Annotated in this window: 12 protein-coding genes; 1 reads left to right on the forward strand and 11 read right to left on the reverse strand. The window is 73.2% G+C overall.

Translation table 11 applies throughout. From position 1 onward, the window contains the following. Positions 1-403 precede the first annotated feature (403 nt). The 11 genes from NQZ70_RS12220 to NQZ70_RS12270 all read right to left on the reverse strand — a co-directional run bounded on the left by NQZ70_RS12220 (position 404) and on the right by NQZ70_RS12270 (position 14206). Positions 404-1588: an acyl-CoA dehydrogenase family protein gene (locus NQZ70_RS12220; RefSeq protein WP_129574378.1), complete on the reverse strand. Its 1185-nt coding sequence runs from the start codon at positions 1586-1588 to the stop codon at positions 404-406. A 72-nt stretch (positions 1589-1660) separates the two neighbouring features. Next, positions 1661-3691: a L,D-transpeptidase family protein gene (locus NQZ70_RS12225; protein ID WP_129574379.1), complete on the reverse strand. Its 2031-nt coding sequence runs from the start codon at positions 3689-3691 to the stop codon at positions 1661-1663. Positions 3692-3896: 205 nt separating this feature from the next. Beyond that, positions 3897-5753: an SUMF1/EgtB/PvdO family nonheme iron enzyme gene (locus NQZ70_RS12230; RefSeq protein ID WP_207217810.1), complete on the reverse strand. Its 1857-nt coding sequence runs from the start codon at positions 5751-5753 to the stop codon at positions 3897-3899. Positions 5754-6263: 510 nt separating this feature from the next. Continuing rightward, complete coding sequence (locus tag NQZ70_RS12235) at positions 6264-7061, reverse strand: creatininase family protein (protein ID WP_129574380.1); 798 nt, start codon at positions 7059-7061, stop codon at positions 6264-6266. A 2-nt stretch (positions 7062-7063) separates the two neighbouring features. Next, positions 7064-8761 (reverse strand): benzoate-CoA ligase family protein, encoded by a 1698-nt coding sequence (locus NQZ70_RS12240; protein ID WP_129574381.1) that lies wholly within the window; start codon positions 8759-8761, stop codon positions 7064-7066. Between the two features lie 2 nt (positions 8762-8763). Next, complete coding sequence (locus tag NQZ70_RS12245; protein ID WP_129574382.1) at positions 8764-10248, reverse strand: NADH:flavin oxidoreductase; 1485 nt, start codon at positions 10246-10248, stop codon at positions 8764-8766. 2 nt (positions 10249-10250) lie between these two features. After that, on the reverse strand, positions 10251-11480 hold the full coding sequence (locus NQZ70_RS12250; RefSeq protein WP_129574383.1) for an acyl-CoA dehydrogenase family protein: 1230 nt from the start codon (positions 11478-11480) through the stop codon (positions 10251-10253). Next, on the reverse strand, positions 11477-12358 hold the full coding sequence (locus NQZ70_RS12255; protein ID WP_129574384.1) for an enoyl-CoA hydratase family protein: 882 nt from the start codon (positions 12356-12358) through the stop codon (positions 11477-11479). Before NQZ70_RS12255 ends, NQZ70_RS12250 begins: the two co-directional genes overlap by 4 nt. Positions 12359-12405: 47 nt before the next feature. Continuing rightward, entirely contained in the window at positions 12406-12984 is a 579-nt protein-coding gene (locus tag NQZ70_RS12260; RefSeq protein ID WP_129574385.1) for a MarR family winged helix-turn-helix transcriptional regulator, read from the reverse strand. Next, positions 12981-13448 (reverse strand): RidA family protein, encoded by a 468-nt coding sequence (locus NQZ70_RS12265; RefSeq protein ID WP_129574386.1) that lies wholly within the window; start codon positions 13446-13448, stop codon positions 12981-12983. Before NQZ70_RS12265 ends, NQZ70_RS12260 begins: the two co-directional genes overlap by 4 nt. Next, positions 13445-14206, reverse strand: a complete 762-nt coding sequence (locus tag NQZ70_RS12270; protein ID WP_129581309.1) for an SDR family NAD(P)-dependent oxidoreductase — start codon at positions 14204-14206, stop codon at positions 13445-13447. Before NQZ70_RS12270 ends, NQZ70_RS12265 begins: the two co-directional genes overlap by 4 nt. A gap of 942 nt (positions 14207-15148) precedes the next feature. Here NQZ70_RS12270 and NQZ70_RS12275 point away from each other — a divergent pair. Then, on the forward strand, positions 15149-16054 hold the full coding sequence (locus NQZ70_RS12275; RefSeq protein WP_129574387.1) for a fatty acid desaturase: 906 nt from the start codon (positions 15149-15151) through the stop codon (positions 16052-16054). Positions 16055-16116 lie beyond the last annotated feature (62 nt).

A 16116-nucleotide genomic window follows, 5' to 3' on the forward strand; every position in this document is an offset into this window, starting at 1 on the left:
GAGGGCGCCGGGGCTGCGCAGGAGCAGCGCGGAGGCGGCGTAGGAGGGCGCCGGGGCTGCGCAGGAGCAGCGCGGAGGCGGCGTAGGCGGGCACCGGGGCCGCGCAGGAGCAGCGCGGAGGCGGCGTAGGAGGGCACCGGGGCTGCACAGGAGCAGCGCGGAGGCGGCGCAGGAGGAGGCCGGGGCTGCGCAGGAGCAGCGCGGAGGCGGCGCAGGAGGAGGCCGGGGCTGCGCAGGAGCAGCGCGGAGGCGGCGCAGGAGGAGGCCGGGGCTGCGCAGGAGCAGCGCGGAGGCGACGTAGGAGGGGGCCGGGGCTGCGCAGGAGCAGAGCGAAGGCGGCGCAGGAGGGCGCCGGGGACGCGCAGGAGGGCGCCGGGGGCGCGCAGGAGGGCGCCGGGGCCCCTCAGAACGCGTTGTGCCCCGTGATCGCGTTCCCGAGGATCAGGCAGTGCACCTCGTCGGTGCCCTCGTACGTGTACACGCTCTCCAGGTTGAGCATGTGCCGGACCACCGGATAATCGAGCAGGATCCCGTTCGCGCCGAGCACGCCTCGCGCGGTCCGCGCGATCTTGAGCGCCCAGCCCACGTTGTTCCGCTTGCACAGCGACACCTGCACCGGGCTGATCCCGCCCGCGTCCTTCTGCCGCGCGAAGTGCAGCGCCATGATCTGCCCCTTCGCGATCTCCGTCGCCATCTCCACGAGCTCCGCCTGGATGAGCTGCCGCGACGCGATCGGCTGGCCGAACTGGACGCGCTCGCGCGCGTACGACACGGCCGTCTCGTAGCAGGCCCGCGCGGCGCCGAGCGCGCCCCACGCGATCCCGAAGCGCGCCTGCGTCAGGCAGCCGAGCGGGCCCCTCAGGCCGACCACCCCGGGCAGCACGTTCTCCTCCGGGACGCGCACCTCGTTCAGCACGATCTCCCCGGTCGGGCTCGCGCGCAGGCTCATCTTGCCGTGGATGAGCGGCGTCTCCAGCCCCTTCATCCCCCGCTCCACCACGAAGCCGCGGATCGACTCGGGGCCTCCGTCATCCACCTTGGCCCACACCACGCAGAGGTCCGCGATCGGCGCGCTCGTGATCCACATCTTCGTGCCGGTGAGCACATACGAGCCCCCGTCCTTCCGGGCGCGCGTCTTCATCGAGCTCGGATCCGAGCCGCTGTCGGGCTCCGTCAGGCCGAAGCAGCCGATCAGCTCGGCCGCAGCCATCCTCGGTAGCCAGCGCTGCTTCTGCTCCTCGGAGCCGTATTTCCAGATCGGATACATCGCCAGCGAGCCCTGCACGCTGACGAAGCTGCGCAGGCCGCTGTCGCCGTACTCCAGCTCCTGCAGCGCGAGCCCGTAAGCGACCGAGCTCATGCCGGCGCAGCCGTAGCCGGTCAGCGAGCCGCCGAGCAGGCCGAGCGCGGCGATCTCGGGGATCAGGTCGGTCGCGAACTCCTCCCGCGCGAACAGGTCCGCGGCGCGCGGAAGGTACCGCTCGCGCACGAAGCGCCGGACGGAGTCGCGGATCATGCGCTCCTCGTCGGAGAGCAGCGGATCGATCGCCATGAGCTGATCGAGCGAGACGGGCTCCTGCGTGGCCATGAGGCCAGCGTGTAGCGTGCCTTCGGACGGCGCGGAAGACGGAAGGGCAGAGCGCCGGCGCGCGCCGCCGGTTCAGGGGCGGATGGAGACGAGCGTGCCCTTCCGCAGCGAGAGCGCGCCGTGCCAGTCGGCCGGCACCTCGGGGGTCGTCCACTCGAAGAGCCAGGCGGCGTCGAGCGGGGAGAGGTTCACGCAGCCGTGGCTGCGCGCGGTGCCGAAATCGTCGTGCCAGTAGGCGGCGTGGAACGCGAAGCCCCCGGTGAAGTACTGGACGAACGGCACGTCGCGGAAATCGAAAGGATCCTCTTCCTCCTCGTCGCCATCCATCGTGACCGTGACGTGCTTCGTGTGGATGCGGAACAGCCCCTGGATGGTCGAGCGCGTCGTCTCGGGGTCGCCGAGGCCGTCCGCGCCGGTCGAGACCAGGGTCACGTAGACCGGGCGAGCGCCCTCGTAGGCGACCAGGCTCTGCTGGTTGATCGAGACGTCGATCCACTTGCGCCCGCGCACCGCCCACGCAGGGGTCCTCGGGAGCGGATCGACGCGTACGATGTCGTCGGCGCGGACGAGCGAGCCATCCCGCGCCTCGAGGTAGTCGACGCCGGCGACGCGCCGGGAGGCGCCGGACAGCGGGATCGCCTCGCGGAAGCGGAGCGGGGCGCGGGCGAGGCCGCCGCGCTCGCCCGGGACGAGGCGCGCGGCGTGGCGGCGCCGGGCGAAGGCGACGGGCAGGGCGACGCCCTCGGGGAGCAGGAGCCCGGAGAAGGCGCTCGGCCGGATGACGCGGGTGCGGTCGAGCGGCAGGACGGCGAGGTCGGTGGTCAGGCCGAAGCGGCGCCCGTCGTGGTCGAAGGTCGAGAGCAGCGCGAAGCCGGAGCGCGTACGGGCGCGGCCGAGGACGAGCGCGTCGGGCGAACGGCGGTCGCCGGCGAGGCCGGGCGCGGGACGGCCGTAGAGCAGGACCGAAGGGGTCGCGTCGGGGGGCGGCGGGGCGACGAAGTCCGGCGCGCGCGCGGCGGTCGCGGCGCGGCGCAGGTGCGCGCCGAGGTCGGGCTCGGCGCTGCGCTGCTCGTCCTCGCTCGGCAGGCGCGCGTAGAGCGGCGGGGTGGGGGAGCGCGACATCACGTACGTGTAGGGCAGCCCGCCGAGCAGGGCCGCCGCGTCGCGCGCCTCCGGCGCGGCGGGCGCGGTTTCGCCCGGCTGCACGGCATTCGGGGCGGCGTCGCCCGGTTGCATGGCATTCGGAGCGGCGTCGCCTGCCTGCGCGGCATTCGGAGCGACGTTGCCCGCCTGCATGGCATTCGGAGCGGCGTCGCCCGCCTGCATGGCATTCAGAGCGGCGTCGCCCGCCTGCATGGCATTCGGAGCGGCGTCGCCCGGCTGCACGGTGGCCGGCGCGCTCTCGCCGGCGCTCGGCGCGGCCGGCGCGCCCTCATTGGCGCTCGGCGCGGCCGGCGCGGCCTCGCCGCGGGCGGCCGGCGAAGCGGGCAGCGCGAACCGGCGAACCGGGCGGCGCGACGAGGCCTCGACCGCGAGGTCGTGGATGTTCAGCGTCGCGCTGGCGCCGATGCAGACATAGCCGTTCGGCTCGATGCGGTACCAGCCCCCGCCGCACGACTCCCTGCCGGACGGCTCCGGCCGGCGCGCGACGATGGCGCCGGCGCGCAGGTATCCGATGCGCCGGCTGGTCCAGCGCGGCTCGGCGAAGATCCACGTCTCCCGGGCGATGCTCGCGAGCTCGTGGACCTCCTCGGCCGCCGTCGGCGAGGTGACCGGGGGCGGATCCAGCTCGGGGAGCCTGTCGGATCCGTCATCGACGAGCTCCGGCGGCAGCGCCGGCAAGGCGAGCGGGTCGCCGCTCGGCGCCGCGGCCTCAGCGCCCGGCACCGCCGTGACGCCCGCGCCGGCCGGCGCCGCGTCCTCCGCGGCGGCCGGGGGCGCCGGGGCAGCGACCGAGGGCGCCGCCCCGGCGAGCGGCGCGGTGACCGCGGACGCGGGCGCAGGCGCCGGGGACGCCGTCGGCTCGGAGGCAGGGCGCGGGCAGCTGACGCTCAGCGTCGAGAGCGCCATCGCCGGCAGCAGGAGAAAGCCTCGCACGCGCATGGAGCGCGCGTATCAAGAGGCGCGGGGGAGGGCCAAGTTCGAGGGATTCTCGCGAATGCGCGGGCTCGGGAGCGGGCGCCTCGCCGGCCGAGGCGCTCGCCTGGAGCTCGGGGACGGCCGGCGGCCGGGACACCGGCGGAGGCGGGGGGACGCCGGCGGAGGCGGTGGGACCGGCGCGGCGGGCCCGCGCCCGCCGGGCTTCAGCTCACAGGTCGCGCGCGCACATGGCGGTGACGTAGTAGCGGCGATCGTCGTTCCGGTAGGAGACCTGATAGTCCGTCGTCTGCTTGAACCCGGCGGCCAGGAAGCTGCCGCCGTGCATGAAGCGCGTGGCGGAGTTGTTGTCGAGCCGCGAGCAGTCGTTGCAGGGCGTCAGCAGCTGATAGATGTCCGAGCCGTCGCGGGTGGCCTTGTACGCGTTGCCGGCCAGGTCCATGTGGCCCCAGCGCCCGGCGCCGTTCGGGAATTTGCCGACCTCGGTGAGGTCCGACGGGCTGCACGGGTAGAGCGAGGGATACGACGTCTTGCAGGCGCCCGCGACCGACCCGTCGCCCTGGCAGCACCACGAGGCGTCGTCGATCTCGATGTCCTCGACGCTCGTGCCGCCCCAGGGATAGATGCGCTGCTCGTCGCCGCCGGCAGACACGTAGTTGATCTCCGCCTGGGTCGGCAGCCGGCCGCCGTCCCACGCGCAGAACGCGAACAGCTCGTACCACGTCGCGCAGACGATCGGCTTCTTCTCCTCGGCTCCTGGGGTGTTGCTCCACGACGGCCAGTCCCACTGCTCGCAGATGAGCGCCGTCCGGAGCGCGTCCGTGCTGGCCGTGAGCTTCGAGTTCCACGTCGGATCCCAGCCGCTGTTCGGGATCTTCGGGTGCGCGCCCGCGCCGGCGGGCGGCGGGTTGGCCTGCGTCGGGCCGCCGGTCCGCTCGATGTACTGCCGGAAGCGCCCCACCGTGACCATGTACTTGTCGAGGTAGAAGTCGCTGACCGTCGCGGGGAGGCTCGGATGGTTGAGCCGGTTGAACGTCCCACCCGGGACCGGGAGGGTCGAGCAGCAGTTGTCGCTGCCCTCGAGGCCGCAGTTCTCGCCGGCGCCCGGCGTATCGGTGCTGCAGCTGATCGGCAGGCCGGGCACGCCGCCCCCGCCTCCGCCACCTGCACCGCCCGCGCCGCCCGCGCCGCCGGCACCCCCGGCGCCGCCCGCGCCGCCGGAGCCCGAGCTGGAAGCGGAGGTGCTGGAGGCCGACGTGCTGGAAGCGGAGGTGCTCGAGGCCGACGTGCTGGAAGCGGAGGTGCTCGAGGCCGACGTGCTGGAAGCGGAGGTGCTGGAAGCGGAGGTGCTGGACGTGCTGGAGGCCGTGGAGCTCGATCCGGAGCCCGTCGCGCTGTCATAACAGACCGTGAGCTTCGGACGTCGCTCCTCCCAGATGGTGTTCGTGTTCTCGCTGGTCCGGATGTCGGTGCTATTCGCGGTCTGCTCGAAGAGAACGCCGTTGTTCGCAGCGGTGCCGTTCACCCAGTTCTGCACGAGCGCCGTGATGTTGACCGTCTTGTAGCCGTAGGCGAATCCCCCGCTCGTCGTGATGGTCCCGAGGACCCCAGGATCCCATGCCTCCCCGTGCGTGCTCCACTTCGCGGTGGTCTCCTCCCAGGGCAGCGTGACCTGGTGTACTCGGACCACCTCGGCCGTCGCACCGCCGAGGTTCACGGCGAGGTTCGCCGAGATGATGCTGGCGTCAGAGGGAATGGACGAGAGGTCGAACGCCATCAGCCCGAACATACGCGTCGGGGTCGTCCCGGAGGTCACGCCAACATTCATGTTGGGCCCATTGTCCGAATAGCCGCGAGACGACTCATGGATCGTCACGTCCTTGACCGTGCCCGTCGTCCCGGCGCGCTGGAGCGTCACGCAGGTCATCACCGCCTGCTGCGCTTCGTCGACGAGCTCGTCGCCCGCGCCCGGCGCGCCGACGCACCCGGCGGCCGCCGCGCCGGATGCCGCGGCGAGGTAGGCCAGGAGAAGATGCCGATTCCCTCTCACGAACGTGCGATTCCTCATGATGCTCTCCGATCCGCATCGCCGGGCGAGCCCGCCAGCGAGGCCAACTGTGACGCCGTCGCGCTGGAGCGCCAGAGAGCGCCCCCCGCCAAAATCATCCTCTGCCCGCGCGCCGTGAATGATCACCTATGTCAGGCCAACGGTCGGATCGTTCTGGGTTCGATCAGCGCGCGAGGAAAACGATACCGTTTTACGACTTCAAAAGGAATACGTCAATCGCGAATCGAGATTTGTGATGAGAAACCTTGTGAGAACACGAGTCGTGTTGAGACAAAAAGAGACATTATTGCGCCGATCGCCAGCGCTTGTCGAGCCCCCGCCTGCTCATTTTGGTGGTGCCGCTCACGGGCGCGTCCTCGGTCTCCCCGGGCTTGCCAGGACTTGCCGGGGCGCGCGGCGTTGGTGGAATTTTACCGGCAAGGCGCGTGTGAGCGGGGGTGAGGGGGGCAGCCGGATTGCCTCCGCCTACCCGCGTGCCTGTCTGGCCACTTACCTGCTCAGGCCGCTAAATCACGCGCTGCTGCCCTGTCCAGGCGCGGAGTCGGGGCCGGCGGCCCTGGAGAGACCCTCTTCGACCTCGGTGACGATCATCGCCGCGAGGAGATCGAGCAGCGCGCGGCCCTCGTCCTCCGAGGCCTCGCGCGGAGCGCCGGTGTAGGCGGCGTCCATACCCAGGTCGATGAACCGCTTCACCCCTGCCTTGATGCCTTCCGACAGGCTCACCTCGAGATCGGGCAGGGCCCGGGCGATGTCGCTCCGGACGAGGGCGGGGGCCGCGGCGAGGACGAGCGAGGTCTCGTAACGGCCGGCGTGGCAGGCGCCGCTCCGGAACTCGGCGGAGAGCGTCCGCGCCCAGCGGCGCGCGAGCGGGCAGGCCACCGAGCCGCGGCCCGGGGGCAGGTCGCTCACGGCGGCGCGCACGGCGCGGTCGTGCTCCGGCTCGAGGTGGTTGTTGATGAAACAGACGTGCGTCAGGCCGGCCGAGAGGTACGCCTCCGCGACCGCGCGCAGGAAGGCGGTGAGCGCGGGCGCCGGGATCGAGATCGCGCCCGCGAAGCCCGCCGCGAAGTCGGTCACGCCGTAACCGACGGGCGGCGCGAGGAGCGCGGCGACGCCCCGCTCCCAGAGCCGCCGGCCGGCCCGCTCGGCCGCGGCCTCGCCGATGAGCGTGTCCGTCCCGAGCGGCAGGTGCGGGCCGTGCGGCTCCACCGACCCGACGGGCACGAGCGCGACGCACGGCGCGCCGCCCGACAGGAGCGCGGCGAGCTCGGCCGTCGTGAGCTCGGCGAGGCGCGGCGCGGCCTGCACGCCTACAGGCCCGCCGGGTTCGCGCCGGCGGCCTCGCGCTGCCGGAGCGCCTTGCGATCGACCTTGCCGCGGTCGTTCCTGGGGACGTCGTCGACGAAGACGACCCACCGCGGGTACTTGTGCTTGCTCAGCCGGTCCTTCACGAACGCCTTGAGCTCCGCGGCGAGCTCGGCCCGCCCCTCCTCGGTGGCGACGCGGCCGCGCGCGTCGTCGCGGACCACGATGAACGCCTTCGGCTTCACGAGGCCCGCCTCCTCGGCGCCGATCACCGCGGCGAGGCTGACGGCGGGGTGCTCGGTCAGGCACTCCTCCACCTCGACCGGCGCGACCCAGACGCCGCCCACCTTGAGCAGCTCGTCGGCGCGGCCGCTGAACCAGAGGTAGCCCTCGGCGTCCATGCGGAAGAGATCCCCGGTGCGGCACCAGTGGCCGTGGAAGGTGCTCCAGCTCTTGTCGCGATCCTGGAAGTAGCCGAGCGCGACCGAGTCGCCCTTCACCCACATCACGCCGGTCTCGCCCGGCGGGAGCTCCGGCGCGCCCGGGCCGACCGCGTCCGAGGGGAGGATCTTGATCGTGTACCCGTCCACGACGCGGCCGAGCGACCCGGGGCGCACGTCGCCGGGGCGGTTCGTGCAGTAGATGTGGAACATCTCCGCCGAGCCGATGCCGTCGTAGACGTCGGCCTGGAACCGCGCGCGGAAGCGCTCGAGGAGCGCGGGCGGCAGCGCCTCGCCCGCGGAGAGGTGGAAGCGGACGCTGGAGAGGTCGAGGCGCGGCTCGCCGCGCGCGGCGCGGGCGTCGTCGTGGTCGAGCAGCTTGCCCATCATCGTCGGGACGTTCGTGACCACGGTGGGGCGGTAGCGCTCGATGTACCGGGTGAGCGACTCGGGCGTCGGGCGCTCGACGAACAGGCCGGCGGTCGCGCCGACCGCGAACGGGAACATCAGGTTGGTGCCCGTGGCGTAGCCGAAGAAGAGGCGCGGCACCGAGACGGTGACGTCGTCCCTGCGGTAGCCCACGGTCGCCTTGGCGTAGCGCTCTGTGTTGAAGGCGAAATCGCGGTGCGTGTGGATCGCCGCCTTGCTCCTGCCGGTCGAGCCGGACGTGAACAGCCAGATGGCGACGTCGTCGCGCCGCGTGAGGCGGGGGACGACCGGGGCGCTCCGCGGCACGAGCGCGGCCCGCCCCTGCGCGAGCGCGTCGCGGAGCGAGATGCCCCGCAGCCGATCGAGGGCCGGCGAGAGGGCGAGGTCGGCCTCGAGGTCGCCGCCGGTCGGGACCTCCGGCGCGAGGACGAGCGTCCGGAGGTCCGCCGCCGCCAGCGCGCCCTGGATCGCGTCGGCGACGCGCGGGATCGTGACGACCGCCGCGGCCCGCGTGTACTCGACGAGGTACGCGAGGTCGGCGGCCGGCGCCTCGGGGTTGCCCATCGCCACGACGGCGCCGTGATGAAGCGCCGCGAAGAAGGCCCAGACGAACGCGGGCGAGTCGTGCAGGACGATGAGCACCCGCTGCTCGGGCGCGACGTCCTCGACCGCGAGGTGCGCGCGGAGCCTGCGGACCTGCTCGGCGACGTCGGCGTAGGTGTGCCGCTGATCGCCGAAGAGCAGGGCGACCTTGTCGCCGAGCCCCTCGCGCAGCCGGTCGAACAGGTAGTAGTCGGCGAGGTTGAACTCTTCGGGAAATGTCGGTGCGCTCATGGTCACGCCTCCTCTCGCCTCCACCGCGGCGCCGTGAGCCGCCGCTTCCCCCCGTCCGTCGTCGCGACGCCGGGCTCGTCGAGCCCCTCGCGATCCCAGAGCTGGCACGTGACGGGCCGGTGCCGCTGATCGAGCGCCTCGCAGTAGTTGGAGTAGATGCAGCGGCGCACCTCGCCGCCGCGGCCGAGGCGCAGCTTCAGGAACCAGTCGGGATCGGCCAGCGTCTGCCGGGCGGCGCCGATGAGGTCGGCGTCGCCGGCCGCGAGGATCGCCTCGGCCTGCGCGAACGTGCAGATCCCGCCGGCGACGACGACCGGCGTATCGAAGCCGGCCTCGCGCACGGCCCGCCGGACCCGCGCCTGCTTCGGCACCTGCCGCCCGAACGGCCCGGCCGCGTCCGAGAGCGCCGTCGGCATGCACTCGTACCCGCTCGGGCCGGTGTACGGATACGCGGCCTCGCCGACCTTGGGCTGCTTCGCGTCCTCGAACTTGCCGCCGGTCGACAGCGAGAGGAAGTCCATGCCGGCGCGCGCGAAGGCGATCGCGAAGAACGCCGCGTCGTCGACCCGGTTGCCGCCGGCGATGACGTCGTCGCAGAGGAAGCGGCAGCCCACCGTGAAGCGGGAGGACACGGCGGCGCGCACGGCCGCGTAGACCTCGAGCGGGAGGCGCGCGCGGCGCTCGCGGTCGCCGCCGTAGCCGTCCGTCCGGGTGTTCAGCGCGGAGAGGAACGAGGCCATCGTGTAGGCGTGGGCGTAGTGGAGCTCCACCCCGTCGAAGCCCGCCTCGCGCGCCCGCGCCGCGGCCGCGGCGAAGAGGCCCGGCAGCGCGCGCGGCAGGTCGCGGATGTGGGGGAGCGCGACGTCGGTCACGCGCTCCCGCTCGCCGAAGCGCAGCGCCTCGAGCTCGCGCGGCGCGAGCACGGCCTCGATCCGCTCGTCGTCGAGCGCGAGCAGCCGCTCGCGCACCTCGGGCTCCGGGGCGCCCTCGAGCCGCGGCTCCCCGAGCGCCTCGGCGAGGGCGCGCCGGTGCGCGCCGGTGATCTCCAGGAACTGCCGCAGGAACCTCTCCTGGGTCGGGCGCCTCCGGATGCGGAGAAAATCGATGAGCTGGAGGAACACGCGCGTCCGGCCCGCGCTCCTCGCGCGCACCGTCCGGACGAGCTCCGCCAGCCCCGGGATGAACCGATCGTGGCCGGCGCGGAGCAAGGGCCCGCTCGGCACGTCGCGGATGCCGGTCGCCTCGACCACGAGGGCGCCGGGCTGGCCGTCGGCGAAGCGGCCGTACCAGTCGAGCACGTCCTGCGTGACGAGCCCGTCCTCCGTCGCCCGCCAGGGGACCATCGCCGGCACCCACGAGCGCTCCGCGAGCTCGAGGCCCGAGGCGAGCCGGAGCGGCGAGAAGAGGCGCGCGCGCGCCGCCTCGGCCGCGGTCGGGGGCTCCTCGCGGGGCAGGGCGTGGCGGATCCGCTCCGGCGGCTTCCACATCGCTACCGCGCCTCGCCGCGGGCAGGCTCGCCCGCCGCGAGCTCCGCGGCGGCGCGATCGAGGATCCCCTTCGCGATGATGAGCTTCTGGATCTCGGTCGTCCCCTCGTAGATGCGCAGCGGCCGGATCTCGCGGTACAGCCGCTCCACCTCGGTCCCCTCGATGACGCCGAGGCCCCCGTGGAGCTGGACCGCGCGATCGATGATCCGCTGCGCCGCCTCGGTGGCGAACATCTTCGCCATGGCCGCCTCGGTCGAGACGCGCGCCGCCGCGCCGCCGGTGTCGCGCTTGTGGGCGGCGCGGGCCACGAGGAGGCGCGCCGCGTCGAGCTCGGTCGCCATCTCGGCGAGGTAGGCGCGCACCATCTGCTGCTCGGACAGCGGCGCGCCGAACTGCCTGCGGCGCGTGACGTGCGCGATCGCCTCGCGGAGCGCGCGCGCCGCCATGCCGTTCGCCGCCGCGCCGACCGAGATCCGGAAGGCGTCGAGCGTCTGCATCGCGAGCTTGTAGCCGCCGCCCACCTCGCCGAGGCGCGCGCGGTCCGGCACGCGGCAGCCGTCGAAGCGGAGCCGGCCGATCGGGTGCGGGACCGACATCGGGAGCGATTCCGCGGCGACGCCGGGGGCGCCGCTGTCGACGAGGAACGCCGTGATCCCGGCGCGCCCGCCGCCCTCGCCCGTGCGCGCGAAGACGACCAGGTGGTGCGCGAGCGGGACGTTCGAGATCAGCACCTTCTCGCCGTCGAGGACCCACCCGTCGCCCTCGCGCCGGGCCTCGGTCCGGAGCGAGGCGACGTCGCTGCCCGCCTCGGGCTCGGTCAGGGCGAAGGCGCCGATGCGGCGCCCCGAGAGCACGTCGGGCAGGATCGCGCGGCGCTGCGCGTCGCTGCCGGCCAGCACGATCGGGTACGAGCCGAGCCCCTGCACGGCGAAGATCGCGTCGGCGAGCGGAGAGACCTGGCCGAGCGCCTCGCGGATGAGCACGAGCGAGCGCACGTCGACGGCCGCGGGGTCCGCGGCGGGGCCGCCGCCCGCGGGCGCGCCGCCGAGCGCCTCCGGGACGAGGTGCGCGTAGAGCCCGAGCGGCTCGCCCATGCAGCGCGCCACGGCGGCGGGGCCCTGCGCGCCCGCGAGCGGCGCGAGCGCCTCGGGGGTGAGCCGCGCGGCGAGGGCCGCGTGGCGCTCCTCGAAGAAGACCGGGAGATCGGCCGAGGAGAGCGCGAGCCTCGTCATGTGCGGGGCGCCGACGGGCCGGTGGCCCGGGGGGTGGGGGCCGCGTCCTCCTCGGCGGACGCCGCCGCGGCGTCGCCCAGGGCGGCGCCCTCGAAGCGCGGCGGGCGCTTCGCCTTGTTCGCCTCGTACGCCTCGCGGAAATCGGGGTGCGCCATGCAGAGCGCCTGCGCCTGCGCCTCGGCCTCGATCGCGGCGGCGAGGGGCATCGTGCGCTCGCTCTCCAGCATCTGCTTGGTGATCGCGTGCGCGAACGCCGGCCCGCGCGCGAGGCGCTCGGCCCACTCGCGCGCGAGCGGGAGCGCGTCGCCGTCGGGGACGACGCGGTTCACGAGGCCGATGCGGAGCGCCTCGTCGGCGCCGATGAGATCGCCGAAGAAGAGCAGCTCGGCGGCGCGCCCGTGGCCGACGATGCGCGGCAGGAGGTAGGAGGCGCCCATGTCGGCGCCGGACAGGCCGACCTTGGGGAAGACGAACCCGAAGCGGGCGCTCGCCGCGGCGATGCGCAGGTCGCAGGCGGCGGCGATCACCGCGCCCGCGCCGACGGCGACCCCGTTCACCGCCGCGATGACCGGGCGCCGGAGCTCGCAGATGCTCTGGATCAGCGCGCCGGTGACGCGGGTGAACTCGAGCAGCCCCCGCGCGTCGCGCGCGAACAGCTCGGCGATGATCCCCTCGACGTCGCCGCCCGAGCAGAAGCCGCGCCCCTCGCCGGTGAGCACGACCGCGCGCGCGGCCGAGCGCTCGAGCGAGCGGAACGTGGCCGTGAGCTCGCCGTAGATCTCGAAGGTGAGGGCGTTCAGCCGGTCGGGGCGGCGCAGCGTGACCTCCGCGACGCCGCGGGCGATCTCGAGCTGGAAGGAGCGGGGGGTGAGGGTCATCGGGGCCTCTCGGGTTCGGGTGCGTTGCTCTGGGACGGGTCTCGCGGTCAGGGCTTGGTCCGCGTGCGCCGCGGCGGGCTGCGGGCGCTGCGCTCGGGGTGCGCGCGGGCGCTGCCGGGGCGCGACGGGACGGGCAGGTCCGGCTCGCGGAGCGTGGTGCGCAGCTTGTCGAGCAGCCGCGTCAGGGTCGAGAGCTCGGCCTGGCTCAGCCCGGAGAACACCTTCGCGACGCGCGCGGCGTGGCGCCGCTCGGCGTCGCGGAACGCGCGCTGCCCCTTGGGCGTGAGGTGCACCCGCCAGGCGCGGCGGTCGCTCGGGTCGGCCCGGCGCTCGACCATGCCGTCGCGCGCCGCGCGGTCGACGAGCCCGGTGAGGTTGCCCGCCGTGACCAGCATGCTGCGGGAGAGCGACGCGAGCGTCTGCCCGTCGCTGCGCACGAGGTTCGCGAGGAGGTCGAAGCGCGGGAGGGTCATCTCGTGCTCCAGGTCCTCGCGGATCGCGGCGAGCGCGCGCTTGTGGACCGCGAGGATGCGCACCCAGGCGCGCACGGCGGCCTGATCGCCGCGCGCGCTCTCGGGCGGGGGCGCCGCGGCGAGCGGGCGCCTCGCCGGCGCCCCGCGCCTCACGGGCCGCCCTCGTCCCCGCCGGGCGCGGGGGCCGCCGCGGCCTCGCCGCGCGCGCCCGGCTCGACGAGCCCCGCGACGGCCTCGATCTCGACGAGCGCGCGCGGCTCGACGAGCCCCGCGACGCCGACGAGGGCCATCGCCGGGAAGTGCTTGCCGAACCGCGCTCGCCACGCGGCGCCGATCGCGGCGCGCGAGCGCCGGTACGCCTCGAGGTCGGTCACGTAGACGGTCATCCGCGCGACGTCGCACGGCGCGCCGCCGGCGGCCGCGACGACCGCGAGCACGTTGTCGAGCGCGCGCGCGAACTGCTCGGCCAGGTCGTCGCTCGGGATCTGCCCGGACGCGGCGTCCCACCCGATCTGCCCCGCGACGTGCAGCGTCCGGCCGCGCGTCACGACGCCGTTGGCGTACCCGCGCGGCGCGGGCCACCCGGCCGGCTGCACGATCTCGAGGCCGCCCTTCACCGCATCACCTGCCCGCCGTCGACCGGGATCGCCTGGCCGTGGATGCTGCGCGCCTCGTCGGCGCAGAGCATCGCCACGACGAGCGCGACCTCCTCGGGCTCGACCATCCGGCCCTGGGGCGACATCGCCTCGAGCGCCCGTCGCGCCGCGTCCTCGCCCCGCCCGGTCTTCTCGGCGATGCGGGCGATCGCCTGGTCCGCCATCCTCGTGTTCGCCCACCCGGGGCAGACGCAGTTGATGGTGACCGGGGTCCGGGCGATCTCCAGCGCGATGGCGCGGGTCATCCCGACCATGGCGTGCTTCGACGCGCAGTACGCGGTCGAGTAGGCGCAGCCGGCGAGCCCCGCGGTGGAGGCGACGTTGACGACGCGCCCGAACCCGCGCGCGATCATCTTCGGGATCAGGGCGCGGCACAGCACGAAGGCGCCGGTCACGTTGACCGCGAGCATGCGGTCCCAGAGCGCGTCGCTGGTCCTGTCGAACGGCGCGCTCTCGGCCGCGCCCGCGTTGTTGACGAGCACGTCGATGCGACCGACCTCGGCCTCGAGCGCGGCGAGCGCGGCGAGCGCGGCCTCGCGGTCGCCCACGTCGAGCCGGACGGCGACGCCGCCGACGGCCGCGGCCGTCTCGTCGATCTCGGCCTGCGTGCGGCCCGCGACGGCGACGCGCGCGCCGCCCTGCGCGAGCCGCTCGGCGATCGCGCGGCCGATGCCGCGACCCCCACCCGTGACGAGCGCGATTCTGCCTTCCAGCGACATGTGGAGCACCTAAATCATATATATATGAAGCACAGGCCGAAGTCACCCTCGGCGCGGCTCGCAGCAGCGCCCGCTCGTCGAGGCGCCGCCCGCGTCCGGCCGTCCCGTGCCTTCGGGCGCCTCGTCGCTCCGCCCGTCCGGGCGCCTCGTCGCTCCGCCCGTCCGGGCGCCTCGTCGCTCCGCCCGTCCGGGCGCCTCGTCGCTCCGCCCGCCCTCGCCCTGCTCGCGCATCCTGCCCGGATTGCCGTCCTGCCCAGACTCCCCGCTTCACCCGGTTGCCGCCTTGCCCGGATGGCCGCCCGCGGATCGCCAGGCACGTGGCACGCTGGCACGTGGCACGCTGGCACGTGCCAGCCGTGCCACTCCTGTGAGGTTGCCCCATAAGCGGAGCAGCCTGTTCCTCATTCGCTGCGTGCTGCTCGGCGCGCGGTCTTTCCCGCGAAGATACGCCCCGACGCTGTCAGCACGTCAGACCCAGTCGCCGCCCAAGAGAACGCGACAATTGAGGCGGCATCCCCCCCAGATGTTTCCCCGGGCACATGCATTGCATTGCGGTCGGCCGTCGACGACATACCGCGCCCGCTGGAGGTTGACCTCCGAGAAATGCGGATGGGTGAGGGAGGCGCGGGTCGTGTGACAAAGCGGTGAGCGTTGTGAATCGCCCTGGCGACGACGGCCAGGGCACCGGGGGAGCCACGCGGTAAGAGCGCGAGAAATGGGGAGGCCGATGGCAGGGGCCTGTTCGGCACTGCGGCTGGGAGCCTGGTCTCCGAGGGCAGTGAGCCTGTTTGGCGCTCTAGCAGAGAGCTCGATCTCAGCGAGTGGATCCAGGAGAAGTTAGCTTTGGGAACAACAGCGAAATCGGTCAAGAGGCACAAGTTTTCGAAAGATATCCTTAAAGACGTCAGGGCCTGCTATCCGGCGGACGATTGGCACGGTCCCTTGGAGATCGTCAGGCACTGGTCGTTCGTTTTTCTGTGGACGTGGTTTTCGTGCTGGTCGTGGCGGCACCTCCCTCTGGCGCTGGGGGTAGCCTCGTACGTCGTCGCCATCTTCTTCATAGGCGGGCGGCAGCGCGCGCTGGCAGGCGTGCTCCATCAGGCCTGCCACGGCACGCTCATGTCGAACACTAAGATAGGTGCCACTCTCGGCGCGACGCTCGCCGGCTATCCGATGCTTCAGAGCTTCACTGGGTACCGGCTTTCCCACGTCGTCAACCATCACGGTCGTTTCGGCGATGCCCTGAGAGATCCGGACTACCTCCAGTACCAGCGCATCGGACTGTGCGGACAGAACCTCCGACGAGAGAGGCTGCGCAAGTATTTGCTGACGCTGGCTGGCCCACGCTCGACGTTGTCCTACATTGCCTATTTGGTTCGACATAGGATTTTGCACAAGGAGGAGGCGAGCTGGGAGCGCTATGCGAGGATCGTCGGCCTCCTGACGATCTTCGTCGTCGCCGGTGCTACGGGGTGGCTCGGCGTGCTCGTGGCGTACTGGTTCGTCCCGCTGGTCACCACGCAGGTCTGGATCGGCGCGATCGCAGAGCTCTTGGAGCACTATCCGCTGATCGAGACAGCGCCCCGCGTCGATATCTACATGACATGGAACCGCCACTATAACCCGGTCGAGCGGTTTCTGCTCGGTGAGGAAGAGGGCGAAGGGTACCATCTGGTTCACCACATCTTCCCCCGAGTCCCCCTCTGGCGTCTCAAGGAAGTAGACGCGATCTTGAGGAGGGACCCTGCCTATGCCGACTTGAAGCGGCCGCGGGGCCTGGCTGCGCTCTCCACCGTCTTCGCGTCGCTGCCTGGGCCGGAGGTGGAGAGAGCCGCCACGAGCGCCTAACCGAGTGAGCGACCGGGCATTCCTGCGGAGCTGGCAGCGTGCCGGCGGGCCCGCAACGATGA

The organism is Sorangium sp. So ce836, from assembly GCF_028553905.1.
GTDB classification, from domain to species: Bacteria; Myxococcota_A; Polyangia; order Polyangiales; family Polyangiaceae; genus Sorangium; species Sorangium cellulosum_D.

Coding starts and splice junctions, on each gene's coding strand:
- NQZ70_RS12230 (WP_207217810.1), bottom strand. CDS start 5,753: ATGAGGAATCGCACGTTCGTGAGAGGGAATCGGCATCTTCTCCTGGCC.
- NQZ70_RS12250 (WP_129574383.1), bottom strand. CDS start 11,480: ATGACGAGGCTCGCGCTCTCCTCGGCCGATCTCCCGGTCTTCTTCGAG.
- NQZ70_RS12225 (WP_129574379.1), bottom strand. CDS start 3,691: ATGCGCGTGCGAGGCTTTCTCCTGCTGCCGGCGATGGCGCTCTCGACG.
- NQZ70_RS12255 (WP_129574384.1), bottom strand. CDS start 12,358: ATGACCCTCACCCCCCGCTCCTTCCAGCTCGAGATCGCCCGCGGCGTC.
- NQZ70_RS12245 (WP_129574382.1), bottom strand. CDS start 10,248: ATGTGGAAGCCGCCGGAGCGGATCCGCCACGCCCTGCCCCGCGAGGAG.
- NQZ70_RS12240 (WP_129574381.1), bottom strand. CDS start 8,761: ATGAGCGCACCGACATTTCCCGAAGAGTTCAACCTCGCCGACTACTAC.
- NQZ70_RS12270 (WP_129581309.1), bottom strand. CDS start 14,206: ATGTCGCTGGAAGGCAGAATCGCGCTCGTCACGGGTGGGGGTCGCGGC.
- NQZ70_RS12220 (WP_129574378.1), bottom strand. CDS start 1,588: ATGGCCACGCAGGAGCCCGTCTCGCTCGATCAGCTCATGGCGATCGAT.